We start from the raw sequence: 13,812 nt of genomic DNA, 5'->3' as shown, positions 1-13,812 counted from the left end.
TCATGGGCCTTAAAAAGTTTATTGAAGACATCGAGCATCATTTTGAACCAGGTGGTAAACACGAAACGTGGTTTGCGCTTTACGAAGCTGCAGCAACACTTTTCTACACACCAGGTACAGTTACAAAGAAAAGCTCGCATGTCCGTGATAGCGTTGACTTAAAACGTATCATGATCATGGTTTGGCTTGCGGTATTCCCAGCAATGTTCTGGGGTATGTACAACGCAGGTGGTCAAGCTATTGCAGCACTAAACCACATGTATTCAGGTGCAGAACTAGTTTCTATCATTGATGGTAACTGGCACTACTGGCTAACCGAAATGCTTGGAGCCTCCTTAGGAGCCGATGCAGGTTGGGGCAGTAAGATGCTCTTGGGTGCGACTTACTTCTTACCTATCTACGCGACGGTCTTTATCGTTGGTGGTTTCTGGGAAGTACTGTTCTGTATGGTGCGTAAGCACGAAGTTAACGAAGGTTTCTTTGTTACTTCTATCTTGTTCGCGCTTATTGTTCCGCCAACACTTCCTCTATGGCAAGCTGCACTAGGTATTACCTTCGGTGTTGTTGTTGCTAAAGAGATTTTTGGTGGTACGGGTCGTAACTTCCTAAACCCTGCACTTGCTGGCCGTGCGTTCCTATTCTTTGCATACCCTGCTCAGATTTCTGGTGACGTAGTTTGGACTGCAGCTGATGGTTTCTCTGGTGCAACAGCGCTTAGCCAATGGGCTCAAGGCGGTGGTAGCGCGCTAATGAACACGGTATCTGGTGAGACGATCACTTGGATGGACGCATTCATTGGTAACATTCCAGGTTCTATCGGTGAAGTATCAACGCTTGCACTTATGATCGGTGCTGCAATGATCGTATACATGGGCATTGCTTCATGGCGCATCATTGCTGGTGTTATGATCGGTATGATTGCTGTATCAACATTGTTTAATGTGATCGGTTCTGACACTAACGCAATGTTCAGCATGCCTTGGCACTGGCACCTAGTTCTAGGTGGCTTCGCATTTGGTATGTTCTTCATGGCAACAGACCCTGTATCAGCGTCATTTACCAATGGTGGTAAGTGGTGGTACGGCATCCTAATCGGCGCAATGTGTGTAATGATTCGTGTAGTTAACCCTGCATACCCAGAAGGCATGATGCTTGCGATCCTATTCGCAAACCTATTTGCTCCTCTGTTTGACCACGTTGTAATCGAGAAGAACATTAAGCGGAGACTAGCGCGCTATGGCAAGTAATAACGATAGCATTAAAAAGACGCTGTTTGTTGTTATCGCATTGAGCTTAGTGTGCTCAATCATCGTTTCAACAGCTGCAGTTGTTCTTAAACCTAAGCAACAAGCTAACGCAGTTCTGGATCAGCAAACTAAGATCCTTGAAGTTGCGGGCATTGAACTTGCGGGTAATATTCCAGCACTGTACGCAGAGAACATTGAACCTCGTCTAGTTGATTTCGCTACTGGCGATTTCGTTGACGGCGACGCTGCTGCATACGACCAACGTAAAGCGGCAAAAGATCCAGCTCAGTCAATCAAGCTTTCAGCTGAAGATGACATCGCTAAGATCATTCGTCGTGCTAATACGGGTACTGTATACCTAGTGAAAGATGGCGCTGAAACTTCTAAAGTTATCATCCCTGTTCACGGTAACGGTCTATGGTCAATGATGTACGCATTCGTTGCGGTAGAAACCGATGGCAACACAGTTTCTGGTATCACTTACTACGAGCAAGGTGAAACTCCTGGACTTGGTGGTGAAGTTGAGAACCCAACTTGGCGTGCTCAATTCGTTGGTAAGAAATTATTCGACGAAAACCACAAACCTGCTATTCAGGTTGTTAAAGGTGGCGCTCCTCAAGGTTCTGAGCACGGTGTAGATGGCCTTTCTGGTGCAACACTGACTAGCGTTGGTGTTCAACATACATTTGACTTCTGGTTAGGTGATATGGGCTTTGGTCCGTTCCTAGCAAAAGTTCGTGACGGAGGTCTGAACTAATGTCTAGTGCAAAAGAAATTAAAAAGAGCATCTTAGCGCCGGTGTTGGACAACAACCCAATTGCGCTACAGGTTCTTGGTGTGTGTTCTGCTCTTGCGGTAACCACTAAGCTAGAAACAGCATTTGTTATGACTATCGCGGTAATGTTCGTTACTGCTCTGTCTAACTTCTTCGTTTCTTTGATCCGTAACCACATTCCTAACAGTGTGCGTATCATCGTTCAGATGGCAATTATCGCATCACTAGTAATCGTGGTAGACCAAGTGCTTAAAGCATACCTATACGATATCTCTAAGCAGCTATCTGTATTCGTAGGCCTAATCATTACTAACTGTATTGTAATGGGTCGTGCTGAAGCATTCGCAATGAAGTCTGCGCCAATCCCATCTCTAATCGATGGTCTTGGTAACGGTCTTGGTTACGGTTTCGTTCTTATCACTGTTGGTTTCTTCCGTGAGCTTCTAGGCTCTGGCAAACTATTTGGTATGGAAGTACTACCTCTAGTGAGCAACGGTGGTTGGTATCAGCCAAACGGCTTGATGCTTCTAGCACCTTCTGCATTCTTCCTAATTGGTTTCTTGATTTGGGCAATTCGTGTGTTCAAACCAGAACAAGTAGAAGCGAAGGGGTAAGGTAGTCATGGAACATTATATTAGTCTGCTAGTTAAATCGATTTTCATCGAAAACATGGCGCTTTCTTTCTTCCTAGGTATGTGTACATTCCTAGCGGTATCTAAGAAAGTTAAAACTTCTTTTGGTCTTGGTGTTGCGGTAGTTGTAGTACTTACAATCGCTGTTCCTGTAAACAACCTTGTTTACACACACATCCTGAAAGAAAACGCGCTTGTTGAAGGTGTCGATTTAAGTTTCCTTAACTTCATCGCATTCATCGGTGTTATCGCGGCACTTGTACAAATCCTAGAGATGGTTCTAGACCGTTTCTTCCCACCTTTGTACAACGCACTAGGTATCTTCCTTCCACTGATCACAGTTAACTGTGCAATCTTTGGTGGTGTATCTTTCATGGTAACTCGTGACTACAACTTTGCTGAATCTGTTGTTTACGGCTTCGGTTCTGGTGTGGGTTGGATGTTAGCTATCGTTGCTCTTGCGGGTATCCGTGAGAAGATGAAGTACTCTGACGTACCTCCAGGTCTTCGTGGCCTTGGTATCACGTTCATTACTGTTGGTCTGATGGCGTTAGGCTTTATGTCTTTCTCTGGTGTTCAACTGTAGGGTAAGCACCCAGTAATAAGGAATAACAAATGTTTAGTATTATTCTTGGCGTAGCGATGTTTACCATTATTGTACTGGCTCTAGTACTAGTGATTCTTTTCGCTAAGTCTAAGTTAGTACCATCAGGTGACATCACTATTTCAGTTAACGGCGACCCTGAAAAGGCGATCGTTACTCAACCTGGTAGCAAGCTACTTGGTGCCCTGGCTGGCGCTGGTATCTTCGTATCTTCTGCTTGTGGTGGCGGTGGCTCTTGTGGTCAGTGTCGTGTAAAAGTTAAGTCTGGTGGTGGCGACATCCTTCCAACTGAACTTGATCACATCACAAAAGGTGAAGCTCGCGAAGGCGAACGTCTTGCATGTCAAGTTGCTATGAAAACTGACATGGAGATTGAACTAGACGAAGATATCTTTGGTGTTAAAAAGTGGGAATGTACTGTTATCTCGAATAACAACGAAGCTACTTTCATCAAAGAACTTGCTCTAGCGATCCCTGAAGGTGAAGAAGTTCCGTTCCGCGCGGGTGGTTACATTCAGATTGAAGCTGAACCACATCACGTGAAATACGCAGATTACGATATTCCTGAGGAATACCGTGGTGACTGGGATAAGTTCAACTTGTTCCGTTATGAGTCTATCGTTAAAGAGCATTCGATCCGTGCTTACTCTATGGCTTCATACCCAGAAGAGAAAGGCATCATCAAGCTTAACGTGCGTATCGCAACTCCGCCGCCAAACAACCCTGACGTAGCTCCTGGTGTTATGTCTTCATACATCTGGTCTCTTAAAGAAGGCGACAAATGTACTATTTCTGGTCCATTTGGTGAGTTCTTTGCTAAAGACACAGACAATGAAATGGTATTCATCGGTGGTGGTGCAGGTATGGCGCCTATGCGTTCTCATATCTTCGACCAACTTAAGCGTCTTAAGTCTACTCGTAAGATGTCTTACTGGTATGGCGCGCGTTCTAAGCGTGAGATGTTCTACATTGAAGATTTCGATGGCCTAGCGGCTGCAAACGAAAACTTCGTGTGGCACTGTGCACTGTCTGATCCTCAACCAGAGGACAACTGGGACGGTTACACTGGTTTCATCCACAACGTACTGTACGAAAACTACCTGAAGGATCACGAAGCTCCTGAAGATTGTGAGTACTACATGTGTGGTCCACCGATGATGAACGCTGCTGTTATCGGCATGCTGAAAGATCTTGGTGTAGAAGATGAAAACATCCTACTAGATGACTTCGGTGGTTAATCCACTTAAGTGATTGATATTATGGCTGACTCCTACGAGTCAGCCATTTGTTTTTCTAAGACAGCTTTTGACAACATACTGGCTTATATAAGAAAGAGTAAGGCATTCAAAATACCTATTTTTTACTCTTATTTTTCCTTATATAAATCCTCAACATTAGACAGGAGTAAGCAAGTGAGAATTTGGCTTGTTGCATTAACTTCTTTGATTTTTCTTGCGGGCTGTGAGCAGTCAAGAGAGCAAGTGCATTTGAGTGGCCCAACGATGGGCACGAGTTACAATATTAAATACATCAATGGTGATGAATTTCCTGAGTCTAATGAAGTTCATACAGAGATCGATCGTCTACTTGAAGAAGTAAACGACCAGATGTCGACTTACCGTGAAGATTCCGAATTAAGCCGTTTCAATCAGCATAAAGGTGCGGATGCGTTCGAAGTATCTGAGCAAACAGCGACGGTTGTGAAAGAAGCGATTCGTTTGAACGGTCTTACTGAAGGAGCTCTGGATGTAACGGTTGGTCCGTTAGTTAACTTATGGGGTTTTGGTCCTGAAGCTCGTCCTGAAGTTGTGCCATCAGATGAAGAGCTGGCGGCTCGCAAGGCTAAGATTGGTATCCATCATCTTAGTGTTGAAGGCAACATGTTGAAGAAAGACCTACCTAACCTGTATGTCGATCTATCCACGATTGCAAAAGGTTGGGGTGTTGACGTCGTCGCTGACTACCTTGATTCTATCGGTATTCACAACTACATGGTTGAAGTCGGTGGCGAAATTCGTCTGAAAGGTTTAAACCGTGAGAACGTGGGCTGGCGTATCGCGATTGAGAAACCAAGCGTTGATGAGCGTAATATCCAAGAGATCATCGAGCCGGGTGATATGGCTATCGCAACCTCTGGTGATTACCGTAACTATTTTGAACGTGATGGTGTTCGTTACTCACACATCATCAACCCTGAAACAGGAAAGCCTCTTCACCATAAAGTGGTTTCTGTGACTGTTTTAAACCCGTCTTCAATGACTGCAGACGGCTTATCTACGGGCCTTATGGTCTTAGGTGAGGAAAAAGGAATGGAAGTCGCAAACCAACATAACATCCCAGTGTTCATGGTGGTAAAAACAGCAGATGGCTTTAAAGAAATTGCTTCTGAAGCATTTAAGCCATACTTAGGTAAATAAGGTAAGCGAGATAATTATGAATACATTTCTGATTACATTTGGTGTTTTTCTTGCAGTAATCGCAGCGATGTCAATTGGCTACATTATCCAAAAGAAAGTTGTGAAAGGTAGCTGTGGCGGTTTGGGTGCTGTTGGTATTGATAAAGTATGTAACTGCCCTGAACCTTGTGACGCGCGTAAGAAGCGTGAAGCACGTGAAGCTTACCGTGAAGAGAAGCTGGCTGAGCGTCAACAAAAAGAAGCGGCTTGGAGTAAAGACCGTATCGCTTAATTGGTGACAGTCATAGGGGATAGAGTTATCTATGCCCTCAAATTGAAAAGCTCAAGATTATCGTCTTGAGCTTTTTTAGTTTTGAGGTCTAGCAATTAATCTTGGTATACCAAAAATGGAAACAGAGGCGAATGACTATTGTTCGATTTGCATGCTGTTACGCGCAAACACTAGTTGGTTTCTACCTTGCTCTTTTGCCGTATAAAGAAGCTCATCAGCGGCTTTGATCTGCTCATCTAGCTTCGCGTCTAAATCGGTTACGCCGATACTGATACTGACCTTGATTCTTTGAGAGTCATGCTCAACAACATGGCTTTCAATGGCTTCTCTCATGGACTCTAAGTTGTCAACAAAGCTCTCAAACGAACCACACGACTGAATACAAAATTCTTCGCCACCGAAGCGTACAGCAACATCATCTTTAAAATGGTCTTTGATGATCTTGCCGACTTCCACGAGGACTGCATCACCACCATCGTGACCGTAGGTGTCGTTCACTTTCTTGAAGAAGTCGATATCCATCATGGCTATACTGCGCTGCTCACAACCTTTACATGTTTGATTGAACAGGTAACGACGGTTCCATAAGCCAGTAAGAGCATCCTCGTTGGCATGTCGAAATAGCTCGTTGGCCGCTTCTTTCATATCAAGCAGTTGATGGATACGGCAAAAAAATTCTTCTTGGTTAAAAGGCTTGTAAAGGAAGTCGTTAGCCCCCGCTTTAAGGAATCGAGCTGTCATGGTGCGATCATCGCTGCCTGATAACCCTAGAATAGCCAACTGGTTTCTGTCGTGATCGCGTCGTATCTCACGGATCATCGCTATACCGTCTTTCTTCGGCATATCATGGTCTGTAACAACGAACGTAATATCGGGATCGTTATGAAGGAGCTTTAATGCTTGTTCGCCATCTTCGGCTTGGATAGTTTGGATATATTGGTGTTCTAGAAGTTGAGCTATGTAACGGCGAACGACCGCTGAATCATCGACAACCAATGCTTTGTGATGGCGATTATTCGAAATTCTTTGAACCAGGGGAAGTAGGTAGCTTACTGATGACATACTGTCTTTAAGTATGTAATCGATAACGCCTTTGGCTAGGACTTGCTCTCGCAGTTGATTGTCGAACATCCCGGTCAGGACAATGATTTTCTGTTGATAGCCTAAGACGAGATCAATGATCTCGCCGTCTTGGCCGTCAGGTAAACAGTAGTCGAGGACTGCACACAAGAAATCCGTTTCTTGCTCTAAGATCGCTTTGGCTTCTTCTACAGATTCCGCCAACGCAACTTCATAGCCATCGTTCTTAAATTGTTGGTAAAGATAGTTTCTGAATGCGCGACTATCCTCTACCACTAGTATTTTTTCACTCAAAAGCTATCCCTACTTATAGACTAAATACTCCTAACAATACTATCAGAATAGTGGGCGGCGAATGAAGTGAAACCTGTTGAGCTGGACTCCAGATCATTTTAAATCTGAGAATAATTGATTATACTGTTCATAGATACAGTTGTAAGGTTGAGTTATTTCCAAATGTGCAGTTCGGACCAAGAGAAAGTCAGAAAAATAATCCATGTCGATATGGATTGTTTTTACGCGGCTGTAGAAATGCGTGATAACCCTGCTTACCGAAATCGCCCGTTAGCTGTTGGTGGGCATGAAAAGCAACGCGGCGTTTTGAGCACCTGTAATTATGAAGCCCGCAAGTTTGGTGTTCGCTCTGCAATGCCTACCGGAAAGGCCCTACAGCTTTGTCCTAATCTATTGGTTGTGCCGGGAAGAATGTCGGTCTATGTCGAGATATCTAAAAAGATCCGTGAAATCTTCTCTCGATACACATCAATCATTGAACCACTTTCCTTGGATGAAGCTTTCCTTGATGTCACCGATTCTAAGCGGTGTCACGGTTCAGCAACACTTATTGCCGAGTCTATTCGCCGTGATATTTGGAACGAACTGAACCTGACAGCTTCTGCAGGAATTGCACCGATTAAATTCTTGGCGAAAGTGGCCTCAGATCTGAATAAGCCCAATGGTCAGTTTGTTATCCCTCCACAAGACGTGCAATCAGTGATCGATGAGCTACCACTTGAAAAGATTCCCGGTGTCGGCAAAGTGAGCATAGAAAAGCTGCACCAAGCGGGTTTCTTTACTTGTAAGGATATCAAAGAGTCTGACTATCGAGACCTGCTACTCAAGTTTGGCCGTCAAGGTGCATCACTCTGGAAGCGCAGTCATGGCATTGATGATCGAGAAGTTATCATCGAGCGCGAGCGAAAATCGGTAGGTGTAGAGCGCACCTTTACCCAAAACATTTCAAGCTACGCAGAATGTTGGCAGGTAATCGAAGATAAGCTATTTCCTGAACTCGAGACTCGCTTAGAAAAGGCTAGCCCAAGCAAAGCGATCATCAAGCAGGGCATTAAGCTCAAGTTCGCCGACTTTCAACAAACCACGATTGAACACATCCATGCCTCTCTCGATCGTGAACACTTCAAAGAGCTGCTTAGTGAAATACTGAAAAGACAACAGGGGCGAGAAATACGCCTGCTTGGTTTAAGCGTAATGCTGCAACCTAAAGACCAAATGCGTCAGTTGAGCTTCTTTTAAAGATAATGAGTGAGATGAATACCGACTACGCTTCATAGCCTAGTCGGTTTTTTATAAGTAAGAATTACCTAGGAAGTTGTTTTACTCGCGCTAAGGTATCACTGAACGGTTGCTGCTCTAGCTTGCCGTAACCGACCATTTTACTGGCTTTGAGTTTGGTTGAAAGCGGGGTGGCGATTCCACATAAGAAGCGAGTAATTGCCTCGTCGGTAATCAGTTGTTGGCTAGCCGAAATAAACTCATGTATCCATGTCATCACCGTCTCATCATCGATAGGTTCAACATCAACGGTTGGTAAGATTGCCACTTCTCCTCGACATACAGAGCAGTGACCGCAGTTTGTTGGTGCTTTATCATCGGCAAAATAACTCGCAAGGCGTGAGCTTAGGCAAGTATCCGCCTCAAAGAAATTCAGCATTTGGTTAAGGCGGTTTATCTCGCTGTTTTCTTTTGCTTTAAACAACTCAGTTAGACGCTCTGACAGTTGCATCATATCTTCAGAAGTATTGTGGATCGCGTAGACATCGGTGATCTGCTTGCTTTCTAGTTCAATCCAACCTTGTTCATTGAAGTAGTCGATAGCCGCAATCACACGCTGACGATCGGCTTGGAAGTGTGTCCAAAGCGCATCGAAGTCGACTTGGCACCACACTCTTGCTTGAGGAGAGCATTGGAAAATCGCTTCGACAAATTGACGACGTTCACTTTGAAATTGCTCTGTGATCTGCTGTTTCGGACGAATGAACTTAAATTTGTAGTCTGCGAAGTAGCTGTACTTGGGCTCAATCACACCTTCAATTTCGAGATACACCAGTAGTGTTTTTAGCGGTAACTGACGAATGTTGGATTCACGTGATAGTTGATTAAGCATGATCTCCCATTGATTCGAGCCAGAAGCGCCAATGTTTTGATTTTCGTAGATCTCTTTTAATACCGCTTGGATCGATATGTTGTCTGGCGTATCACCAAAAACGAAGTTCTCGAGTGTGCTTAAACCGTGTTTGTTAGCCAGTAAAATACATTCAGACGCTTGCCCATCTCGACCAGCTCTGCCGATCTCTTGTGAGTAGTTTTCGATCGATTTTGGTAAGTCAAAGTGAATCACTCGGCGAATGTTGGACTTATCCACGCCCATACCAAACGCGATAGTTGCGACGATACAGCTCACGTCATCATTCATGAATTGGTGTTGAATAGCATCTCTATTTTCAGGCTTAAGACCCGCATGGTAAGCCACTGCATTAACGCCAGCATTCCGAAGCTGCTGAGCCACCATCTCTGCCGTTTGTTGAAGGGTGACATAAACAATAGTCGGAGCGAGAGAAGCTTGGTTAACCACATTGCACAAGGTTTCTAGCTTACTGGTTTGTTCACAAGGTTGAATCGACAGATCGAGATTTTGACGATAGAAACCCGTAACCACAACGCGCTCCTCATCAATTTCAAACTTTGACTTCATATCTTGGATAACCGCTGTAGTCGCAGTGGCTGTCAGTAGTAGAACCTGAGGAATATTGAGCTGTTTTTGGTATTGAGGAAGCTTCAGGTAGTCGGGTCTGAAGTTGTGTCCCCATTCTGAAATACAGTGCGCTTCATCGACCACAAGCAGTGAGATCGACACTTGGGAGATAAACTGACGAAAGCGTTCGTTCTTCAAGCGCTCGACGGAGATCATGAGGATCTTGGTGTCACCGTTACGCACTGACTGCATAACCTGTTGTGTGGTTTGTCGGTCTTGGCTTGATTCGATTGCCGCTGCGCTAATGCCTTTACTGTGCAGGAAAGCGAGTTGGTCTTTCATCAAGGCTAACAGTGGCGATATCACCAAGGTTAAGTGCGGTAACTCTAATGCTGGTAATTGATAGCACAGCGATTTACCTGAACCTGTCGGGAATATCGCGGCAGTCGAGTGACCAGATAGAACGTTATCAATGACTTGCTTTTGCCCATTGCGCAGTGAGTCGAATCCGAATACTTGTTTTAGCTTCTGCTCAATCATTTATGTTCTACCTGAGTTATTAAGTGTCGTATTGATGCTAAAGCGGGCGCCCATTCATGATAGCGTCGCTTGATGAATCAAATGTCTTGCACCTGATTGTACCTAATTCTATTCTGTAGCTCCTATAGAAAAGCACCCCAATAGTATGAATAAGTCTGAGCTTCGCCAAATAATCATAGAGCAACTTGAATCCCGATTACGTATCGCACAATCTGCTACTCAACGCGCTATTGATGCTGCGACAGATGAAGAGACAGTGCCTGAACATAAGTACGATACATTGGCATTAGAAGCTTCGTATCTTGCTCATGGCCAAGCCGTAAGAGTGCAAGAGTGTGAAGACGACATTCAGTGTTATCGTAACTTAGTGTTGCGCGACAGTGAGCGAATTACGGTGAGCAGCTACGTTGTGGTCATTGACGAGCATGATCAATATAAACACTTTTTTATGGGGCCGAGAGTCGGCGGACTTTCTGTCACGTGGAATGAGAATGAGATTGCCATCGTGACGGAAAATGCACCTTTTGGCCAGGCTCTAATGGGTAAAGAAGTCGGTGATGAAATTGAGTTTAAGGTCGCAGATAAACAGTTTTGCTATGAAGTAATATCTATCGACTAACTGAGTAACGTATATAAAACGTTTCTCTGACAAAGAAGCATATACCAAGGGTATAGTAATCGGTCAGATTGATGAGAGGATGTTATGAAAAACAATGTATTTATGAAAAACAAAATATTTATTAAAAACAATGTATTAATTGCATCGTTAACAGCGGCGATCTCTGTTGTGAGCCTGCCAACATTTGCGGCTCAATGTCGAGTTGATTTGAAGAATGAGTTGCGAATCGATGACCAAAAAGTCGAAATTCATCAGGTGAATGGTGATACGGCCGTTTTTGATGATAACAACGACCTCTATATTCATGGTGAGAAGGTTGAGCTTGATGCCGACCAACAAGCGGCGATTGAGAAATATCGCGAAAACATGAGTGAGTACTTACCTCGAGCGAAACAAATGGCCAACGATAGCTTAGCGTTAGCCAATGACGTGATTGATGATATCGCGGCTAGCCTGGATTCACCTGAGTCATTTGATAATGTAAAAGAATCAATGAAAACCTACTTTGCAGAACTGGAAGCGCGTTATTACAAAGATGGCGAATTAGTGTTGCCTGCAGAAAGCTTTGATTCGATGGCCAATGGCTGGTCTGAAGATTTCGAGAAGGCGAAAGAAATCTTTAACCAAGAATTTATCTCTAGCGCTTTTAATGCGATGTCAGAAAAAATGAAACAAGACGGTGGCCTAAACCTGACTGAACTGGCTGACAGTATGGCTGAATTAAAGCTGAAAGTTGAAGAGCGAATGAAAGAACACTCTCAACAAGTACAGGAGGAAGCGAATGAGTTCTGTGATTCACTTGATGAGATGGCAGAACAAGAGCAAGAACTGCATGAAATCATTCCGAACTTAAAAGATTACCAAGTCTTCACAATTTAATTCGAGTCTAGTGATGAATAGTAAGAGCACCGGTCGGTGCTCTTTTTGTTTGTATAAATGGAACCACACGGCGAGTATTTATCTCAATTCAATCCATTTCCTTCTTAAGCCTACTGCTTCGCTTTGTTGCTTATAATTGAACGATAAGACTGGTTTTTTGTTAATTTTGTTGTTCTAAATAGCGCATTGATTGTAAAAATCAGAGAATTGTTCATTTATTGGTTGTGCCTATCATTGCTTTTTATTACTGTACTTCTCAACTAGTTCACTGATTTTTAATGCGGGCGATATGGACCAACAATCTTCCTCTTCAAGAGAGCACTTTAGCTCTCGTTTAGGTTTTATTTTAGCAGCGGCTGGTGCAGCGGTTGGCTTGGGTAATATTTGGGGTTTCCCGACTCAAGTTGCTAGCAACGGTGGTGGCGCTTTCCTTTTAGTCTATTTGATCATGATCTTCGTGGTTGCTTTCCCTATGTTGGTGGTTGAGATGGCTATAGGCCGTCACGGCCAAGCAAACCCAGTTGATAGCATGCGATCTTTGACGACAAACCCTTTGGGTAAGAAAGTCGGTGAGTTTGTCGGTTGGGTTGGACTGAGTGTACCAAGCGCAGTGTTGGCGTTTTACAGTATTGTTGGTGGCTGGTTGATCTGTTTCCTAATTGGTGCGGTCGCGGATCTTATCGGCCTAGAAGCGATTGCTGATTGGTTTAAGGGCTTCAGTGTTGAGCGCAACGTATTTGGTACCGTCGCGTTCTATGTACTGACTATCTTGATTGTGCAGGGCGGTGTTAAGCAAGGCATCGAGAAATGGTCGACTCGTTTGATGCCTGCGCTGTTTGTTTTATTTGGCTTATTGTTTGTTTACATCATGACGCAATCTGGCGCGATGGAAGGCCTAAAACATTACCTTATTCCAGACTTTGAGAAAGTGTGGGATAGAAAACTGATTCTGGCGGCAATGGGACAGGGGTTCTTCTCACTCACTATTGGCGGTTGCTCGATGTTGGTTTATGGCTCTTACTTAAGCAAGAAAGAGAACCTACCAAAAATGGCGATGAACGTAACTCTGGTGGATACTGCTGTCGCTTTTATTGCTGGATTAGTGGTGATGCCAGCAATGTTTGTTGCGATGCAAAAAGGCGTTCAAATCTACGCTGAAGACGGCTCACTATTAAGCTCTGACACTCTAGTATTCACGGTTTTGCCGTTGATGTTTGATAGTTTAGGTGTGCTTGGACAGATCTTTGCGATTGTGTTCTTTTTACTACTAACGATTGCTGCACTGACTTCTTCGATTTCGATGCTTGAAGGCCCGGTTGCGCTAGTGAGTGAGCGTTTCAATACTAGACGAACGCCAACAAGCTGGGTGATTGGTGGTGCTATCGCGCTGTTTAGTGTGGTGATTGTTTACAACTTTGCTGCGATGTTTGGCATGGTAGCGATGATTGCAACTCAGTATCTTCAACCAGTCGCTGCACTGATGTTCTGTGTGTTTGGTGGTTGGGTATGGAGCCGAGCTTCAAAAGTGAAAGAGCTTGAACAAGGCAGTCCTGATTTTCAACTTGGTTGGTTTGGTAAGGTTTGGCCAATGTATGTGAAGTTTGTGTGCCCAATTTTGGTAGCAACGGTTATCTGGGCATCTTTCGGTTAATGCAGAACCCTATCTGGGCTTTTTGAAATTACCTCCTCTGAACTTGAAATATTAAGCACAAAGCCACTCATAAAGAGTGGCTTTGTTGTTTGTGCGCCGAGCATG

The 13,812-nt window shown here is 44.1% G+C and carries 13 protein-coding genes; 11 read left to right on the top strand and 2 right to left on the bottom strand.

Annotated features, from left to right (window positions below; translation table 11 throughout):
- Positions 1-2 precede the first annotated feature (2 nt).
- From AB4138_RS16995 to nqrM, 7 genes are all read left to right on the top strand, one after another.
- Entirely contained in the window at positions 3-1,247 is a 1,245-nt protein-coding gene (locus AB4138_RS16995) for an NADH:ubiquinone reductase (Na(+)-transporting) subunit B (protein WP_010439046.1), read from the top strand.
- Positions 1,237-2,004, top strand: a complete 768-nt coding sequence (locus AB4138_RS16990) for a Na(+)-translocating NADH-quinone reductase subunit C (RefSeq protein ID WP_004735209.1) — start codon at positions 1,237-1,239, stop codon at positions 2,002-2,004. The genes AB4138_RS16995 and AB4138_RS16990 overlap by 11 nt, the downstream gene beginning before the upstream one ends.
- Entirely contained in the window at positions 2,004-2,636 is a 633-nt protein-coding gene (locus tag AB4138_RS16985) for an NADH:ubiquinone reductase (Na(+)-transporting) subunit D (protein WP_008223083.1), read from the top strand. Before AB4138_RS16990 ends, AB4138_RS16985 begins: the two co-directional genes overlap by 1 nt.
- A 7-nt stretch (positions 2,637-2,643) precedes the next feature.
- Entirely contained in the window at positions 2,644-3,240 is a 597-nt protein-coding gene (gene nqrE, locus AB4138_RS16980) for an NADH:ubiquinone reductase (Na(+)-transporting) subunit E (RefSeq protein WP_009848375.1), read from the top strand.
- 29 nt (positions 3,241-3,269) lie between these two features.
- Entirely contained in the window at positions 3,270-4,496 is a 1,227-nt protein-coding gene (gene nqrF / locus AB4138_RS16975; RefSeq protein WP_017059912.1) for an NADH:ubiquinone reductase (Na(+)-transporting) subunit F, read from the top strand.
- A 174-nt stretch (positions 4,497-4,670) separates the two neighbouring features.
- Positions 4,671-5,675: an FAD:protein FMN transferase gene (locus AB4138_RS16970; RefSeq protein ID WP_017059913.1), complete on the top strand. Its 1,005-nt coding sequence runs from the start codon at positions 4,671-4,673 to the stop codon at positions 5,673-5,675.
- Positions 5,676-5,691: 16 nt separating this feature from the next.
- On the top strand, positions 5,692-5,946 hold the full coding sequence (gene nqrM / locus AB4138_RS16965) for a (Na+)-NQR maturation NqrM (protein WP_009848378.1): 255 nt from the start codon (positions 5,692-5,694) through the stop codon (positions 5,944-5,946).
- 135 nt (positions 5,947-6,081) lie between these two features.
- On the opposite strand, the gene AB4138_RS16960 is transcribed toward nqrM, so the two are convergent.
- Entirely contained in the window at positions 6,082-7,320 is a 1,239-nt protein-coding gene (locus AB4138_RS16960; protein ID WP_102333772.1) for a response regulator, read from the bottom strand.
- A gap of 162 nt (positions 7,321-7,482) precedes the next feature.
- Here AB4138_RS16960 and dinB point away from each other — a divergent pair, with 162 nt between their 5' ends.
- Complete coding sequence (gene dinB, locus AB4138_RS16955) at positions 7,483-8,559, top strand: DNA polymerase IV (RefSeq protein ID WP_029235195.1); 1,077 nt, start codon at positions 7,483-7,485, stop codon at positions 8,557-8,559.
- Positions 8,560-8,623: 64 nt separating this feature from the next.
- Here the strand turns inward: dinB and AB4138_RS16950 are convergent, their stop codons facing one another.
- Positions 8,624-10,558, bottom strand: coding sequence for an ATP-dependent DNA helicase RecQ (locus tag AB4138_RS16950; RefSeq protein ID WP_017059916.1), 1,935 nt, complete (start codon positions 10,556-10,558; stop codon positions 8,624-8,626).
- A 145-nt stretch (positions 10,559-10,703) separates the two neighbouring features.
- Between AB4138_RS16950 and AB4138_RS16945 the strand changes: the two genes are divergently transcribed.
- The 3 genes from AB4138_RS16945 (at position 10,704) to AB4138_RS16935 (ending at position 13,707) form a co-directional block, all read left to right on the top strand.
- On the top strand, positions 10,704-11,177 hold the full coding sequence (locus AB4138_RS16945; protein ID WP_372306927.1) for a GreA/GreB family elongation factor: 474 nt from the start codon (positions 10,704-10,706) through the stop codon (positions 11,175-11,177).
- An 84-nt stretch (positions 11,178-11,261) separates the two neighbouring features.
- Entirely contained in the window at positions 11,262-12,056 is a 795-nt protein-coding gene (locus tag AB4138_RS16940) for a YggN family protein (protein WP_372306923.1), read from the top strand.
- 289 nt (positions 12,057-12,345) lie between these two features.
- Positions 12,346-13,707: a sodium-dependent transporter gene (locus AB4138_RS16935; RefSeq protein WP_017059919.1), complete on the top strand. Its 1,362-nt coding sequence runs from the start codon at positions 12,346-12,348 to the stop codon at positions 13,705-13,707.
- Positions 13,708-13,812: the final 105 nt, after the last annotated feature.

It is taken from the genome of Vibrio sp. 10N.286.52.C3, assembly GCF_041468865.1.
GTDB lineage: Bacteria > Pseudomonadota > Gammaproteobacteria > Enterobacterales > Vibrionaceae > Vibrio > Vibrio crassostreae_C.
The sequence above is the reverse complement of the archived record's forward strand: the minus strand, read 5'-3'. Positions and strand labels throughout refer to the sequence as shown.